The sequence below is a fragment of the Desulfobacter sp. genome (genome assembly GCA_028768525.1).
GTDB lineage: Bacteria > Desulfobacterota > Desulfobacteria > Desulfobacterales > Desulfobacteraceae > Desulfobacter.
The window spans coordinates 3,267,346-3,283,480 of sequence record CP054837.1 but is presented as its reverse complement, the minus strand read 5'-3'; the positions used below and the strand labels follow the sequence as shown (position 1 = coordinate 3,283,480).

The 16,135-nt window shown below is 54.2% G+C and carries 13 protein-coding genes; 8 read left to right on the top strand and 5 right to left on the bottom strand.

Going from position 1 to position 16,135, the window contains the following annotated elements; translation table 11 throughout:
• Positions 1–4: 4 nt before the first annotated feature.
• Genes HUN04_14660 through HUN04_14645 form a run of 4 tightly spaced genes read left to right on the top strand, consistent with a single transcriptional unit; the run spans position 5 to position 3,559 of the window.
• On the top strand, positions 5–826 hold the full coding sequence (locus tag HUN04_14660) for an ABC transporter ATP-binding protein (GenBank protein WDP90865.1): 822 nt from the start codon (positions 5–7) through the stop codon (positions 824–826).
• Positions 811–1,791: an ATP-binding cassette domain-containing protein gene (locus tag HUN04_14655; protein ID WDP90864.1), complete on the top strand. Its 981-nt coding sequence runs from the start codon at positions 811–813 to the stop codon at positions 1,789–1,791. The genes HUN04_14660 and HUN04_14655 overlap by 16 nt, the downstream gene beginning before the upstream one ends.
• Positions 1,776–2,714: an ABC transporter permease gene (locus HUN04_14650; protein ID WDP90863.1), complete on the top strand. Its 939-nt coding sequence runs from the start codon at positions 1,776–1,778 to the stop codon at positions 2,712–2,714. Before HUN04_14655 ends, HUN04_14650 begins: the two co-directional genes overlap by 16 nt.
• Complete coding sequence (locus HUN04_14645; protein ID WDP90862.1) at positions 2,711–3,559, top strand: ABC transporter permease; 849 nt, start codon at positions 2,711–2,713, stop codon at positions 3,557–3,559. The genes HUN04_14650 and HUN04_14645 overlap by 4 nt, the downstream gene beginning before the upstream one ends.
• A 105-nt stretch (positions 3,560–3,664) precedes the next feature.
• On the opposite strand, the gene HUN04_14640 is transcribed toward HUN04_14645, so the two are convergent.
• The 4 genes from HUN04_14640 to ald form a co-directional block, all read right to left on the bottom strand.
• Positions 3,665–4,411 (bottom strand): transporter substrate-binding domain-containing protein, encoded by a 747-nt coding sequence (locus HUN04_14640; GenBank protein ID WDP90861.1) that lies wholly within the window; start codon positions 4,409–4,411, stop codon positions 3,665–3,667.
• A 226-nt stretch (positions 4,412–4,637) separates the two neighbouring features.
• Positions 4,638–5,021, bottom strand: a complete 384-nt coding sequence (locus HUN04_14635; GenBank protein ID WDP90860.1) for a cupin domain-containing protein — start codon at positions 5,019–5,021, stop codon at positions 4,638–4,640.
• Between the two features lie 277 nt (positions 5,022–5,298).
• Positions 5,299–6,888 carry a sigma 54-interacting transcriptional regulator gene (locus tag HUN04_14630; protein ID WDP90859.1) on the bottom strand — a complete coding sequence of 530 codons (1,590 nt, stop codon included), beginning with the start codon at positions 6,886–6,888 and terminating at the stop codon, positions 5,299–5,301.
• A 227-nt stretch (positions 6,889–7,115) separates the two neighbouring features.
• Positions 7,116–8,228 (bottom strand): alanine dehydrogenase, encoded by a 1,113-nt coding sequence (gene ald, locus HUN04_14625; protein WDP90858.1) that lies wholly within the window; start codon positions 8,226–8,228, stop codon positions 7,116–7,118.
• A gap of 580 nt (positions 8,229–8,808) precedes the next feature.
• Between ald and HUN04_14620 the strand changes: the two genes are divergently transcribed.
• The 4 genes from HUN04_14620 to HUN04_14605 are packed head-to-tail and all read left to right on the top strand — an operon-like array spanning position 8,809 to position 15,361.
• A complete protein-coding gene (locus tag HUN04_14620; protein ID WDP90857.1) occupies positions 8,809–12,954 on the top strand; it encodes a response regulator in 4,146 nt (1,381 codons plus the stop codon).
• On the top strand, positions 12,951–13,772 hold the full coding sequence (locus HUN04_14615; GenBank protein ID WDP90856.1) for a protein-glutamate O-methyltransferase CheR: 822 nt from the start codon (positions 12,951–12,953) through the stop codon (positions 13,770–13,772). The genes HUN04_14620 and HUN04_14615 overlap by 4 nt, the downstream gene beginning before the upstream one ends.
• Positions 13,769–14,374, top strand: a complete 606-nt coding sequence (locus tag HUN04_14610; GenBank protein WDP90855.1) for a chemotaxis protein CheB — start codon at positions 13,769–13,771, stop codon at positions 14,372–14,374. The genes HUN04_14615 and HUN04_14610 overlap by 4 nt, the downstream gene beginning before the upstream one ends.
• On the top strand, positions 14,375–15,361 hold the full coding sequence (locus HUN04_14605; GenBank protein WDP90854.1) for a diguanylate cyclase: 987 nt from the start codon (positions 14,375–14,377) through the stop codon (positions 15,359–15,361).
• A gap of 130 nt (positions 15,362–15,491) precedes the next feature.
• On the opposite strand, the gene HUN04_14600 is transcribed toward HUN04_14605, so the two are convergent.
• On the bottom strand, positions 15,492–15,758 hold the full coding sequence (locus HUN04_14600) for a hypothetical protein (GenBank protein WDP90853.1): 267 nt from the start codon (positions 15,756–15,758) through the stop codon (positions 15,492–15,494).
• Positions 15,759–16,135: the final 377 nt, after the last annotated feature.

The window sequence follows — 16,135 nt, the reverse complement described above, 5'->3', positions numbered from 1 at the left end:
CGGTATGACCGGTACACACCAGCCAGGCCCAAACATTCTGAGCGTCACCCGGCTTAACGTGGCGGTCCGGGCCAAAAAAGAGAACCGGGTCCTGTTAAAGGATGTGGATTTCTGCCTTGCCCGGGGGGAGATCCATGGGCTTGTGGGGGAATCCGGGTGCGGAAAAAGCCTTTTTGCCCGGAGTCTTGTCCGGCTGGAGGCCCCGGCCCGTATTATATCCGGCGCCATTCTGATTGATGGCGTCAATGTGGCGGACAATGCAGCACGGGCCGCAGACCCTTTCCGGGGGACAAAGATATCCCTGGTGCTCCAGAATCCGGAATCGGCCATGGACCCGGTATTTACCATGGCCAACCAGTTCCGGGATGCCCTTTCCATCCTTCCCAAACCTGCACAATCCATGGACCGGGTGTATCATCTGCTGGAAGAGGTGGGCATTGCGTCTCCAAAATTACGGTGCCGCCAATACCCCCACCAGTGGAGCCGGGGCATGCTCCAGCGGGCCCAGCTGGTCATGGCCCTGCTGGCCGCTCCCAGTGCCATGATTCTGGATGAGGTCACCTCAGCCCTTGATCCCACCATTGCCCTGCAGATCATTGAACTGATTTCCCGGCTCAGGCAGACCCGGCAGACAGCCTTTATCCTCATCACCCATGACCTGGCCATGGCGGCCCATGTCTGCGACCGGATATCGGTGATGCACCAGGGCACCATCCTTGAAACCCAGGATGTGGAAGCCCTCTTTAACCACCCGGAACATGAGTACACAAGCCAGCTCATATCCGGCACCGGCATCAGTGAGGAAAACCTGTGCCCGACCCATTGATTCAAATTGAAAATTTTGGCGTCGCCTTCAGGGCACAATCCCGCAGGTTCGGCCGCAGTTCCCTGTTCTGGGGAGTCAAACAGATCTGCTTAACCCTGGAAAAAGGGGATTCCTTCTGCCTGATCGGCGAAAGCGGATCAGGCAAGAGCACCCTTGCCCTGGCCCTTGCAGGACTGCAGTCCTTTCAGGAGGGGCACCTGATGTTCAAGGGGAAGAAAATAACAAGATCCGGCAACAGGAACCATAAGATGCTGATGAAAAAAACCCAGATGGTATTCCAGGATCCTGTGCAGGCGTTAAACCCTTTCCAGCCCTTGCGCCGGTCCCTTGAAGAACCCCTGGCCGCCAGGGGGATCAGGCCGTCAGAGCGGCAGGCCCTTCTTGCCCCGCTCATCCGGGATACCGGTCTGACAACCGATCTGCTGGAACGAAAGCCGGTTCAGGCATCCGGCGGCCAGAACCAGCGGGTCTGCATCGCAAGATCTCTGGCCACCCGGCCTGAACTACTCATCCTGGATGAACCCCTGACAGCCCTGGACAGCCTGATCAAGACCCGGATCACCCGTCTGCTGTGCCGGATCAAGGAAAAGTATCCCATAACCTGCTTTACCATTACCCATGACATGGCCCTGGTCAAGGCCATGGCCACCCGGATAGGGGTCATCTACCTTGGACGGATTCTGGAAACCGGCTCAAAATCCACCCTTTTGTCTGAACCGGCCCATCCCTACACCCGGGCGCTTTTGTCTGCCTCTTTTACGCCGGGGATCTGGAAGGGAAAACGGCTGGTGCTCAAGGGGGAGGCGCCGTCTGCCCAGGACCTGCCCCGGGGCTGTATTTTCCATACCCGGTGCCCCGAGGCTGCAGCCGTGTGCAGAAAAAAGGCGCCGGATGCTGTCCGGCTTTCATCCACTCACTATGTATCCTGCCATATGTACGGGGAGCATCCATGTCGGGTCTTTTAATCAAAAAAACAGCAGGAATGGCATTGGTGCTCTTCGGGGCCTCCTTTCTCACCTATGCCATGATTCTTCTGGCCCCGGGGGATGCAGCAAGGGAGATCGCCGTTGCCAGGTACGGGGGGGAAAGCCAACTGGACAGCGCCACCGTGGAATGGATCAGGGAAAAAGAGGGACTGGACCAGCCCTTTCTTGTCCAGTACGGTCGATGGCTCTCCCATGTTGTCCGGCTTGATTTCGGATACTCCCTGGTGGAAGAAGCAAATGTTTTTCATCTGATCTGTCAAAGATTTTCAAAAACCTTTGAACTGGCCGCAGTCTCCATTCTCATCGCCCTGGCCGTGGCCCTGCCCCTGGGAACCCTGGCAGGTCTTAACCGGGGGTCCTGGCTGGATTCGGTATCGGTTTCCCTGTCCGTGCTGGGACTTTCCATCCCCAATTTCTGGCTGGGGATTCTCCTGATCACCTTTTTTGCGGTGCACCTTCACTGGCTCCCCAGTTTCGGAACCGGGGGATGGCAGCATCTGATCATGCCCGCCCTGACCCTGGGTACATCCATTACCGCTTATATTGCCAGGCTGCTGCGCCTTTCCATCATCCAGACCCTGGCGTCAGACCATATCCTTGCCCTGAGGGCCAGGGGGACAGACGCTCCAAGGGTTCTGGGAAAACATGTGCTCAAGAACACCCTGATCCCGCTGGTCACCATTGTCGGCCTGGAATTCGGCCTGATCCTTGAAGGGGCTGTGATAACGGAAGTGGTGTTTTCATGGCCGGGACTGGGCAGCCTCATGGTGGACGCCATCTGCAACCGGGACTATCCCCTGATTCAGGGGGTGGTATTATTTACCGGGACGATTTTTGTTTTGATCAATTTCACCGTGGATCTGATCTGCGGCACACTGGACCCAAGGATACGGATACAATGAGTTTACGGCACAGGCTGCCCTCCTTCAGGCATCTTATGGTCTCAGCGGCCCGAAATCCTCTGGGCAGCATGGCTTCCGGGGTGTTAATCCTTCTGGTCGTTATGGTTTTCGCAGGGCCTGGCCTGGCCCCCAATGATCCCCTGGCCCCGAATCCTGCCATGCGGCTCAGTCCGCCCTGCATGCAATTTCCCATGGGCTGCGATGCGTTGGGCCGGTGCCTGTTTTCCCGGATTCTTTGCGGCGCCAGGGCCTCCCTAGGTATTGGGTTTGCCGCCGTTGCCCTCTCTGCAGGTCTGGGAACAGCCATCGGGCTGGCTGCCGGGTATTTCAAAGGCTGGGCAGACGAAATTTTCATGCGCATTACCGACATGTTCCTGGCATTTCCTGAGATGGTGGCCGCCATAGCCCTGGCCGGCATCATGGGGCCGGGAGACCTGAACCTGATTTTTGCCATCAGCTGTGTGTCATGGACCAAATACGCCCGCCTGTCCCGTGGTATTGCCCTGACCACCCGGGAGGCCCTCTACGTAAAATCAGCCCGCCTGTCCGGGGTATCTCCTGGCATGATCATTTTCCGTCATCTTTTGCCCACGGTCCGGCCTGCCATGACGGTCCTGGCCACAGTGGGCATGGCCAAGGGTATCTTAAGCGTTTCCGCCCTGGGGTTTCTCGGGTTCGGGGTCCAGCCCCCAGATCCGGAGTGGGGGACCCTGCTCATGGAAGGCAAGGATTATCTGTTCACGGCCCCTCACCTGTCCATATTTCCAGGCCTTTGCATCATGGCTGCGGTCATGGGCTTTAATCTTCTGGGAAATTTGATGGAGCAACAAGCCCAAAAGGCTTGATCAGGATATTTTCACACTAACCGGAGTAATTTGCACTTTAATTCTCATCAATGAGTTCGCTGATAATTTTCAACGCCTTACTAAACGCGTAGCGCTCATGGGGAATTAATTATAATATGAATCAATTATCTTTTTTATTATTCCCTCGTCCTTCGCCTTTTTTATTTCTGAATCAAAATCCTTCAATATTTCTTTATATGCAGATCTTTTACCGACACAAAGGTAAAAGCCTATGGACGAAATGGGATGGGGCAACACAACAACGCTGTCCTGATATCCACAGTTTTTAATCGTATTGATCCCCACCTCCGATACAATCACGGCATCGGCTTTTCCTTGTAACAGGAAAGTAAAAATCGCCTCGTAATTGGGCAGCCAGTAAACGTTCAGCTCTTTCAATGCTTTTTTGGCCCATCCGTTTCCAAGATAATCCACCAGTTTAAAGTCCTTTAATCCGTCAACGGAGGTCACCTGTTTCAATTCATAAAGTTTATTGTGATCCGCTGGTGCCGCAATAAAAGTTTCAAATTTAAATAGCGGTTCCCTGCTTATGAATGTATAGGTCCTTCTTTCAGGTGTGGGAACCGTAACAAACGCATCGAATTCACCGTTCTTTACCATCACTTGAGCCCGTGCCCACGGAAACCCCTCATGAATGACATCTATACCCATTCGATCTTTGACCACAATATCGATGATATCAATGATAATACCGGTCATTTTCCCTTCGGTCCTGTAGGAGCGGGGCGGATAATTGTCAAAATAGGCAAACTTCATTGGTTCGGACCTGGAAAATGAAGGGAATAATAAAATAAGGAAAAAAATAATCCCAAGTCCTTTTGAAACGTTCATATTTCCTCCCTGTCATTTCCTTTGGTCGAGGACTGTCGCGAATGGACCCTGCAAATTTTCACAAAATTTAAACGACTGGCAAGTCACTCATCATACAAAAGAATATGATATATCGCAATCGTCTATTCGTGGGCCAGGGCAATTGCATGATCAGCATAAAAATGGGAGGCTCACTCCAAATGAATGAGCCTCCTCAAGTAAACACAAAAAAAATCAGACGAAATTATTATGCCAGTTTGGAAAGAACGTGATCCATAACCTCACTATGTTCGTGCTCAGGACTAAACAAAATCATTTCAGTATCCTTATCTGCTTTGATCGTATGGCCAGGAGGCCAGAAAAACAAATCACTTTCACTGACGGTTTCAGAATGGCCGTCTGAAAAGTCAACTGTCAATTGCCCTTCAATAATAAACCCCCAGTGAGGAGACTGGCAGAGGTCTCCTTCAAGTCCCTTTAGTAAAGGCGCAAGGTCGGTTCCGGAAGACAGAGAAAAATATTCGCCGCCAATCTTCCCATAGCCTGTTGCATCCCCAAAATCTTTAATTTGCCGGGCTGTAGCCCCGGGCACATCAATTCTAATGGGTACATTATTCTTTGCTATTTTCATTTTAACACTCCCTAGAAATATTCTTTGTTTAATTTCTGTATAAGCATTGGTCAACAGGAGAATAGACGAATTTTGAATAACGGCAGGTACAGAAATACTTCCCTTAAAATATACCACAATGTGCCATTTTCAAGGGGAAGCAGATTTTATCGGCCGTTGAGGAATACAAACGTGTTGATCATACCCGGGGTCACCCCATGCCGCCACTTGCATTCTCATATGGCATGCTGTGGCAGGTCATACGGTTTAAACCGTGGCGGCAGGCCGTTGCCCGGTTTCAGGACCGGATGCGGGTGGTTTTCCGAATCTTGTATTTCTTCATTTTATTCAGCAGGGCCGGATGGGAAATCTGGAGCACCCGGGCGGCCTGGCGGATGGTGTGATGGGTCTTGAGTGCACTGACAATGATTTTTTTCTCCAGTTCACCCACCTGGGACTTGAGGGAGGACTGGGTCAGGGCCGGGCTGTGGTTCATGGGAATCGCGCTGTGGGGCATCTCATGGCTGAAAAGGATGCTGTCCACATCGATTGAACGGCCTTCGCTCAATATGGCGGCCCGTTCCACCACATTTTTAAGTTCCCTGATATTGCCCGGCCAGAGGTGCTGTTTCAACTTGTCGTAGGCAGAGGCGGTGAGGCCGGGCATCTGCTTTTCCAGCCTGGAGGTCAGGGTAAAAAGGAAATGCTCCACCAGCAGGGGGATATCATCCAGCCGCTGGCTCAGGGGGGGGATGTGGATGGGCAGCACAGAGATGCGGTAGTATAAATCCTTGCGGAATTTCTTGTCCTCCACCCGCTGCTCAAGGTTCTTGTTGGTGGCCGTGATGATCCTTGCGTTGATGGGGATTTCCTTTGATCCCCCCACCCGGCGCACCGCCCCCTCCTGGATCAGGCGGAGCAGCTTGGCCTGGGAGGCCAGGGACATGTCCGCAATTTCATCCAGGAATACCGTGCCCTCCCGGGCCGTCTCAAACAATCCGGCCTTGCCCTCTTTTTTGCCCCCGGTAAAGGTGCCGCTTTCATATCCGAAGAGTTCGCTTTCCAAGAGGGGATCGGGAAGGGCGGCGCAATTGATGGGCACAAAGCTGCCCGACCGCCGGCTCGCCGTGTGGATGGCCCGGGCGAACAATTCCTTGCCCGTGCCCGAAGCGCCCCGGATGGCAATGGGCGCACCGGTGACGGCCACCTTCTGGGCAAAGGTGATGGCGGCCTTGATCACGGAATTTTTACCGATAATGTCGCTGAAGCCGATCTGGGCGGGTTCGGAAAAGCTTTTGGCCATTTTCTTGATTTCATGCATGTCCTTTGCAATTTCCACTGCGCCGACGATCATGCCCGAGGAGTCCCGCAAGGGGCGGCAGGTGGAGATATACTGATACCTGCCCTGGGAGGTGATCAGGTTCTGCTTGACGTTTTTCAGGCTCTGGCCTTCCAGACTCTCCAGTATGGCGTACTGGGGCAGGTCGATATCCCGTATATTCCGCCCGATGACCTGATCGGGGGAAAGGTTGTACACCTGGGCCGCGACCTTGTTGATGGTGGTGATCCGTCCCTCCCGGTCTATGGAAATCACCCCGTCGCTGATATTGTCCAGCACCACCCGGAACCGGTCCTCCCGCTCTTCCTGGGGCAGGGTGTCGATTAAATTGACCTCCTGGAAATTCGCTGTACCCTTGAGGCCCTCTATCACCGTATCCAGTTCATCCTGGAGCAGCCGGCCTTCAATTTCCATGAATACAACGGCGGTGTCGTCCTTTCGGACCACCTCCATAAACACGATGTTTAATCCGCTGGCGGCAACGATCTGGGAAACATCGGCCACAATGCCGATGCGGTCCTTGTAGCGGAGCCTGAGTTTGAGCTTCATCCGGTTTTCCTTTCGGGCGGCAGCACAGTCTTCCCCCGGCAGAGGCCGGCAGGGCAATTATTAAGGAACTAAAGGATTTAAAGGGATTAGTCAAATATTGGAAAAAAAATTTATCCGGAACGGATACCGGATTTTAAAACAAAGACAAAAAAAGCAAACGCCCGGCACGAAAGGACTGTACCGGGCGCTTTTTTATTCAGGAGCGGCAGATACCGCCGTCAAACAATCTAAAGGAAGTTTTCAACGGGGGTGTACTCAAGGTCAAAGGCCTCTGCAACGGCCTTGTATACGATCTTGCCATTAATGACGTTGGCGCCCAGTTTGATTTCCTTATTGTCCTGCATGGCTTTTTTCCAGCCCTTGTTTGCAATTTCAATGGCATAGGGAAGGGTGGCATTGGTCAGGGCCCGGGTGGAGGTCCTGGCAACGGCACCGGGCATGTTGGCCACACAATAGTGGATAACGCCCTCTTCCTCGTAAACCGGTTCCGCGTGGGTGGTGGCCCGGGAGGTTTCAAAGCAGCCGCCCTGGTCAATGGCAACGTCCACAATAACAGAGCCTTTTTTCATGGTCTTGAGCATTTCACGGGTGAGCAGCTTGGGCGCCTTTGCGCCGGCAACCAGGACGGCGCCGATGACGGCATCGGCCTTGGCGACCAGTTCAGCCAGGATGGCGGGGTTGGACATGACAGGGAAGCAGTTGGCGGGCATGACGTCGTCAAGGTAGGCCAGCCGTTCCAGGTTGGTATCCAGAATATAGACTTTTGCGCCCAGGCCGCAGGCCATCTTGGCCGCATTGATCCCAACCACACCGCCGCCGATGACCACCACAGTGGCGGGCTCGACGCCGGTGACCCCGCCCAGAAGAACGCCCATGCCCCCCTGGGGCATTTCAAGGTATTTGGCGGCTTCCTGGGTGGCCATGCGGCCGGCGACTTCGGACATGGGCACCAGCAGGGGCAGGGACCCATTGTCTTTTTCAATGGTTTCGTAGGCGATGCAGACGGCGTTGGATTTGATCAGGCCATGGGTCTGCTGTTCGTCGGCCGCCAGGTGAAGGTAAGTAAAAACAATCTGGTCTTCGCGGATCATATCGTATTCAGAAGGCTGGGGTTCCTTCACGTGCATGACCATGTCACACTCGGCAAAAACCTGTGCAGGGGTATCCGCGATGGCGGCACCGGCAGCAATGTATTCGGAGTCGGGAAACCCGGCGCCGGCACCGGCATCTTTTTCAACCATTACCTCATGGCCGTTCTGTTTCATGGCGATAACGCCGGCAGGGGTCATACATACTCTTTTTTCCAGTACTTTGATTTCTTTTAAAATACCTACACGCATGTTTTTTCTCCTTGTTCTGATTTCACTTTATGCCGCCCGGAACGGGTGGACGCCTTTAATGCCGACTTAAAGAGTGCAAAGAGCAGGCCGGGCCCGCCAAAAAGGGCAGTTTTCCCACACCGCCCCTCGAAAAGAAATTGATTTAATCTTTAATTTCAGTTAATTACAAACACCTCCCCAATGAAAAACTGACCGTATTCCCCGCGGCGGGGCCGATCCAGCCGGCCTGCCATGGCAGAAAACTGGTAATTTTAATTACCGTTTTATTATTTTATTCAATTTTTTCAAGTACTCAAAGGGCATTCAGAGGCTTGTAACGAAACCAACCATTGGTAATATTTATTACCAGTCTATATATATGATCCGGCACACCCACCAGGGTCCTCCCCCCTGCCATCCGGAGCCAGCCATATCTCCTGCCAAGGCGGCATGAATGACCCTGCGCCAGGGGCCGGGGGACCGGTGTTCCCATATCCCCCTGCCCCGCTTTGATTGCTTGTATTTCCTGAATATTTTGTGTTATGTTTCCTAGGTTTTTGCGGCCGATACCAATAGTGCAATTGAATTTAAGGATATCCACATGCTGTCAAAGCTCAATAACATGCCCATCCGCCCCAAACTGGTCCTCGCCTTCATACTGACCGGCATCCTCCCCCTCATCATCACCGGATACTACGCCTCCACCCTGGCCACGGACGCCTTAATGGAAAAGTCCTTCAGCCAGATGGAAGCTGTGCAGACCCTGAGAAGCGCCTATATCGAAGCCGTGTTTCAGGAACGGTTCGGCGAGCTTAAGCGTCTGGCCAGGAGCAACCAGATGCTCTCCATGAGCCAGAACCTCATCCGCTACCATGACCGGAAAGGGGTTTCGCCTGATTTCATTTCAAGGGTGTATAAAACCACCATCGAAGAGAACCTGGACCACCTCCAGCGTTTTTCAGACGCATTCGGATGCACGGACCTCCTCATCATCGGCCGGGACTACGGACGCATTCTTTTTGCGCTGAATGACCAGAATATCATCGGCCAGCGGATGAACCAGTCCTCCTGGTCCGGCACCCGGCTTGCCCTGGCCTATAAATCGATTCTGACCACAGACCATGGGGTGGTACTGGATTTCCACCCCTTTGAGCCGGACAGGGGCAGGGAAACGGCCTTTTTTGCCGAACCGGTGATTGATGCCGACGGCCGGATGGTCTCCATTGTGGTGGCAAAACTGGCACCGGACTTCATCGAAAAATTCATGGAATCCAGAAAAGGCCTGGGCACCACCGGTGAATCCTATCTCCTTGAATACAACCTCCTTGAAAAAACATTTGAATTGAGAAGCGCCCTGAAAACCATGGGCGACGGCGCCTATGTCCTGGGCTTCAGCCTGGACAAAGTGCTGGATTACTGGACAGATGCCGCTGAGTCGGGACTTGAAGGCGGCGCAGGGATTTACGCGGACTCCGCCGGCAACAGCGTTCTGGCCGCCTACAAAAAACTGAATATCCAAGGGCTGAACTGGTACCTGATTTCAAAAATAGACAAATATGAGGTGGAAAATACGGTCAGAAAAATTCTGGGCAAAACCATGGGCCTTTCCATTGTGCTCATGGCCCTCATCGGGACCTGTGCCTACTTCATTGCCCGGACCATTTCCAATCCCATCATCAAAGGTGTCGCCTTTGCCCAGGACATTGCACGGGGCAATTTCAACACCGCCATAGAGATCCGGCAGCGGGATGAACTGGGCAAGCTGGCCGGCGCCCTGAACCACATGGCCGGCACCCTCAGGGATTCGGACTGGCTCAAACAGGGAAAGGAAGGCCTGGACCGCACCCTGCGGGGCGAACTGGACGAAAGGGAACTGGGCCGGCGGTTCGTCACCTATATCTCCAAACACACCGGAGCGGACCTGGGCGCCCTTTATGTATTTGACCAGGACCGCCTCCATCTCTATGCCTCCTACGCATTTTCCGACCGCCGGGGCAACTTCAACAAACTGAAACCCGGAGAAGGCCTGGTGGGCCAGGCCGCCCTGGAGAAGGAAATTATCATGTTCACCGACGTGGACTCTGAGGCCCCCCCAATCAATTACGGGGCCGGAGAGAAGCCGGCCAAAGCCTACATGGTCGTCCCCCTGGTCTATGAAAACGACTGCCTGGGGGTGGTGCTCCTGGGCGCCCAGACCCAATTCACCGACCTGGCAAAAAGCTACATTGAGCAGATCACAAAAAGTTCAGCCATCCTCCTGAATACAGCCAAATCCCGCCGGACCATCAACCATCTCCTCCAGGAAGCCCAGGACAGCCAGAAGGAACTGGCCCAAAAGAATAAAACCCTGGAAGAACAGACCAATGCCCTCAAGGAATCCCAGGCGGAACTCCAGGCCCAGCAGGAGGAATTGAGAGTGGTCAACGAAGAGCTGGAAGAACAGACCCGGGCCCTCAAGGAATCCGAGGCCGAACTCCAGTCCCAGCACGAGGAACTCCAGGTCACCAACGAAGAGCTTGAGGAGCAGGCCCATGCCCTGGAGGAGCAGAAGGATAGCATCAACGCCAAGAATATCGAACTCCTGGAAGCCCAGGAATCCATCCAGAGCAAGGCCGAAGAGCTGGAAATCGCCAGTAAATACAAATCCGAATTCCTGGCCAATATGTCCCATGAGCTGAGAACCCCCCTGAACAGCATCCTCATCCTCTCCCAGCTCCTGTCAGGGAACAAGGACAACACCCTCACCGAAAAGCAGATCGAATCGGCCCGGGCCATCCACTCCTCCGGAGAGGACCTGCTCACCCTGATCAACGAAATCCTGGATCTCTCCAAGGTGGAGGCAGGCAAGGTGGAACTCATGCCCGAGGACCTGCCCCTGCAGACCCTGATTGCCGACCTGGAGCGGATTTTCAGGAACCTGGCCGAAGACCAGGAGATTGATTTCACCATCAACACCCACGGATCCGTATCCGTGGAACACACCATGTACACCGATCCTTTGCGCCTCCAGCAGGTTTTAAGGAACCTGCTGACCAACGCCTTTAAATTCACGGACAAGGGCCGGGTCAGCCTGGCCATATCCCGGCCGGCAGCAGACCTGTGCAGCCCCCATGGCCTGGACCCGGAGACCGCCCTTGCCTTTGCCGTTGAAGATTCCGGGATCGGCATCCCCAAGGAGCAGCAGGCCGTGATCTTTGAAGCCTTCCAGCAGGCCGACGGCAGCACCTCCAGAAAATACGGGGGCACGGGCCTGGGGCTGTCCATTTCCAGAGAGCTGTCCAAACTTCTGGGCGGATTCATCACCCTGGACAGCGAACCGGGCAAGGGGTCCGTATTCACCGTGGTCATTCCGGAACGGATAGAAAAAACCGGGGACCAGGAGGCACCGGCCCAGGCTCCGCCGCAGCCCGCAGCCCAGGCGGCCCCTGCCCAGGCAACGGACCAGGCAACGGACCAGGCAACGCCCCCGACGCCGGCCCCCCAGACAGCCCCGACGCCGGCCCCCCAGACAGCCCCGACGCCGGCCCCCCCGGTCATCCGGGATTTTGTGCCGGATGACAGAAAAGAGACGGCCCCGTCGGACAAGAGCCTGCTGATCATTGAAGATGATCCCAGTTCCGCCAAGATCATGAGGGATTTCGCCAGGGAGCGGGATTTTAAGTGCATCATTGCCGATGACGGGGAAACCGGACTTCATTTTGCCGACTATTACAGGCCCAGCGCCATTATGCTGGACATCGGCCTGCCCGGCATTGACGGATGGACTGTCCTGGAACGGCTCAAGGCCAACACCGAACTGCGCCACATCCCGGTCCATTTCATGTCCGCCGCCGACGCCTCCATGGATGCCATGCGCATGGGCGCCGTGGGCTTCCTCACCAAGCCGGTGACCCTGGAAAAGGTGGAAGACACCTTTTCCAAAATCGAAAACATCATCACCCGGCCGGTGCGCAAGCTTCTGGTGGTGGAGGACGACGAGGTACAGTCCCAGAGTATCCGGGACCTCATCGGCAACGGAGACGTTGAAACCGATATCGTTCCCACTGGCGCCCAGGCCTTTGAGGCCCTGACCTCGGGCCATTACGACTGCATGATCCTGGATCTGGGGCTGGGGGACATGTCCGGATTCGATCTGCTGGATCAGATCCGCCAGGACCCGGCCTGCGCCGGCATACCGGTGATCGTCTACACGGGCCGGGAACTGACAGAAGAGGAGGACCGTCAGCTTCGCCAATACACGGAAAGCATCATCATCAAAGGGGTGAAATCCCCGGAACGGCTCCTGGAAGAATCCGCACTCTTCCTCCACCGGGTGGAGGCGGACCTGCCCAAGGAAAAACAGAAAATGCTCAAGATGGTCCACGGCAGGGAAAAGGTCCTGGCCGACAAAACCGTTCTCCTGGTGGACGACGACATGCGCAATGTCTTTGCCCTCAGCTCGGTGCTGGAAGAAAAGAACATGAACGTCATCATCGCCCGGGACGGGGTGGAAGGGGTGGAGCAAACCAATGCCCACCCGGAAATCGACATCATCCTCATGGATATCATGATGCCCAAAATGGACGGATACGAGGCCACGGCCGAGATCCGGAAAACCCATAAAACCCTTCCCATCATCGCCCTCACCGCCAAGGCCATGAAGGGGGACCGGAACAAATGCATCGACGCAGGCGCCAGCGACTACCTGGCCAAGCCTGTGGATACGGATAAACTCATTTCAATGCTAAGGGTATGGCTCTACGCATGACAAAAGACAATGAAGCCATAGAAATCCGGCTCCTCCTCGAGGCCATCCACCTCAAGTACGGGTTTAATTTCAAGGACTATGCCAATGCCCACACCAAGCGGCGGCTGAGAAACCGGCTGGAACGGAGCAGCCTGGACAATTTCTCCCAGATGACCCGCCGGGTCCTCTACGACGAAAATTTTTTCAACACCCTGCTCATGGACCTTTCCATCAACGTGACCGAGATGTTCAGGGACCCCTGGTTTTACAAAAAAGTGAGGGAGGAGCTGATCCCCCGGCTTAAAACCTACTCCTTTATCAAAGTCTGGCATGCAGGCTGCTCCGCCGGCCAGGAAGTCTACTCCATGTCCATCCTCCTGGAAGAGGAAAAGATGAAAAAACGGGTCCAGGTCTACGCCACGGACTTCAACGAGATGATCCTTGAAAAGGCAAAGGCCGGGATCTACCCCCTGGATGTGATGAAAACCTATACGACCAACTATCAGCAGGCCGGGGGGACCAAAGAGTTTTCAGACTATTACGCGGCGGACAATGAAAATGTCATCATCCGGCGGTTCATCAGGGATAAAATTCTGTTTTCCTCCCACAACCTGGTCACCGACGGGGTCTTCGGGGAAATGCATATGATCTTTTGCAGGAACGTACTCATCTATTTCAATAAAAAACTGCAAAACCATGTCCTCAGACTCTTTTACGACAGCCTGATCCCCGGGGGATACCTCTGCCTGGGCTCCAAGGAAAGCCTGAAATTCACGGAAATGGCCGATAAATTCGATGTCGTCTGTAAAAAGGAAAAAATTTATAGAAAAAAACGATGATCACCTCCCAGTCTCCATACCGGACCCAATACACGGCCCTGGCAGTCGGCGTCTCCGCCGGCGGGCTCAAGGCCCTGTCCGCCATACTGCCCCGCCTTTCCCCGGCCATGGAACCGCCCGTCATCATTGTCCAGCACATGAGCCCGGATTCCGATGATTTTCTGATCCATCACTTTGACAAATTGTGCCGCCTCAGGGTAAAAGAGGCTGAAGATAAAATGCCGGTGGAAAGAGGCACCATTTACTTTGCCCCGGCCAATTATCATCTTCTGGTGGAAGAGGACTTAAGCTTTGCCCTGTCCACGGAAGCGCGGGTCCAGTATTCAAGGCCCTCCATCGACGTGCTGTTTGAAACGGCAGCCGAAGCATTCGGGGAGGGCCTGGCCGGGCTCATCCTCACCGGGGCCAATACAGACGGGGCCAGGGGGATTACCGCGGTCCGCCGGCACGGGGGATTTGCCATTGCCCAGTCCCCGGATACTGCCGAAGCCGACGCCATGCCCCTGGCAGCCATTGCCGCAGGTGTGGATGCTGTTGTAGATCTTGATGATATTGCACCCTTTATCAACCGGTTGATGTCCGGAGGAGGCAGCCAGGAATAAATGAAAAACCCAAGTATTCTCATTGTTGATGACCGGCCCGAGAACCTTCTCACCCTTGAACAGGTACTTGAATCTCCGGATGTGGATATCATCCGTGCCGAATCCGGCCACGAGGCTTTGGAAAAGACCCTGGACCACGAATTCGCCCTCATTCTCCTGGATGTACAGATGCCCGTCATGGACGGTTATGAAACCGCCACCCTGCTCCGTGGAAACAAGCGGACCAAAAACATCCCCATTATCTTTGTCACCGCCGCCAACAAGGAAGAGGCCCATGTCTTCCGGGGGTACGGTTCCGGTGCCGTGGACTATCTGTTCAAACCCCTGGCCACGGACGTGCTCACCTCAAAGGTAAAAATTTTCCTGGAGCTACACAACCAGCGCCAGCTGCTGGAGGAAAAAACCCGGGAGCTGGATGCCAAGGTGGTGGAGCTGGAAACCCTGAAGCAGGAGCTGGAAGAGTCCAATGAAAAGCTCAGGCAGCTCTCCTCACTGGACGGCCTCACTGACCTGCCCAACCGGCGGTTTTTCGATGAAACCCTGGTCCGGGAATGGCAGCGGGGCCGCCGGCGCAAAACCCCCCTGACCCTGATCATCGCAGACATCGACCATTTCAAGGCCTACAACGACGCCTACGGCCACGTCATCGGAGACGACTGCCTGAAAAAGGTGGCCGCCGGCCTGGACAAAAGCATCCTCAGGGATGTGGATGCCATCGCCCGGTACGGCGGCGAGGAATTTGCCGCCATCCTCCCGGAAACCAACAAGGAGGGCGGCACCCTCATTGCAAAACGGATGCTGGAAACCATCAACAAGCTGAACATCACCCACGAACACTCCCCCACGGCGGCCCACGTCACCATCAGCCTGGGGCTGGCCACCATCATTCCGGGCCGGGAGAGCAACGCCACCCGCCTGATCCAGTCGGCGGACCAGGCCCTGTACAAAGCAAAGGAAGCCGGGCGGAACCAGTTTGTGTCGGATTGATTGGCTCATTGAATTTTCACTGAATATCAAACAACCTGTAACGGTCTAAAACGGCCAGATCCAACACCGGCCCGGGGTGGCCTGCCGCTCCGCAGGGCGAAGCAACGATTTTTGTTGTTTCATCTTTTTGCTAACTGATCGGTCTCTGAGCCACAATACTGTCCAATAATTTTGAAATCGAGAAATGTTCTGAATCAGCTCGGATCGCTTCCACAAAATTAGAATTTTCAAGAATGATGTGAACCAAATTTTCAGAGGTTGTATGGGCATCTGCACCCAACTTTGAGGAAATTGAGTGTTTAATTGTTTCTGCGAATGATGGTTGTAATGTTCTAAACCATGGAAATTTTATTCCTGGATGATCATTTTCAAAATGTTCTATTTTAAACTGCTCCATATCTGCAATATGCTCAATTGGGTAAAAAAAACACTCTTAATTACAAGGATTAATATGCTGATGTGCAAAGTGTCAATCAAGAAAACCTGATTTTTATGGTATTGTTTATATAACAATCTTATAAAAATACAGGATGCGCTCAAATTCCTTTTTCAATTAATCGAACGCTGCAACAAACGGAATCGCTGTTTCGCCCTCTGAGGCCCGTGATGTGCTGCGGCGGAGCCTTCAGGCGGGATTCCGTACAGCCTCTTAATGGAGAGAAGCGGTTAAAAGGAAAAGATGTCTGACCGAAGGGAGTTCTTTTCCTTGAGCGAAACGGAATTTAGAGGCTGTCGGAATTCTTCGTCCTGCGGAGCCGCAGTACATCACGGGCC

Bases quoted from the DNA above. Each gene is read 5' to 3' on its own strand.
- HUN04_14610 (WDP90855.1), top strand. From the start codon at position 13,769: ATGATCACCTCCCAGTCTCCATACCGGACCCAATACACGGCCCTGGCA.
- HUN04_14645 (WDP90862.1), top strand. From the start codon at position 2,711: ATGAGTTTACGGCACAGGCTGCCCTCCTTCAGGCATCTTATGGTCTCA.
- ald (WDP90858.1), bottom strand. From the start codon at position 8,228: ATGCGTGTAGGTATTTTAAAAGAAATCAAAGTACTGGAAAAAAGAGTA.
- HUN04_14620 (WDP90857.1), top strand. From the start codon at position 8,809: ATGCTGTCAAAGCTCAATAACATGCCCATCCGCCCCAAACTGGTCCTC.
- HUN04_14615 (WDP90856.1), top strand. From the start codon at position 12,951: ATGACAAAAGACAATGAAGCCATAGAAATCCGGCTCCTCCTCGAGGCC.
- HUN04_14635 (WDP90860.1), bottom strand. From the start codon at position 5,021: ATGAAAATAGCAAAGAATAATGTACCCATTAGAATTGATGTGCCCGGG.
- HUN04_14600 (WDP90853.1), bottom strand. From the start codon at position 15,758: ATGGAGCAGTTTAAAATAGAACATTTTGAAAATGATCATCCAGGAATA.
- HUN04_14630 (WDP90859.1), bottom strand. From the start codon at position 6,888: ATGAAGCTCAAACTCAGGCTCCGCTACAAGGACCGCATCGGCATTGTG.
- HUN04_14640 (WDP90861.1), bottom strand. From the start codon at position 4,411: ATGAACGTTTCAAAAGGACTTGGGATTATTTTTTTCCTTATTTTATTA.
- HUN04_14650 (WDP90863.1), top strand. From the start codon at position 1,776: ATGTCGGGTCTTTTAATCAAAAAAACAGCAGGAATGGCATTGGTGCTC.
- HUN04_14605 (WDP90854.1), top strand. From the start codon at position 14,375: ATGAAAAACCCAAGTATTCTCATTGTTGATGACCGGCCCGAGAACCTT.
- HUN04_14660 (WDP90865.1), top strand. From the start codon at position 5: ATGACCGGTACACACCAGCCAGGCCCAAACATTCTGAGCGTCACCCGG.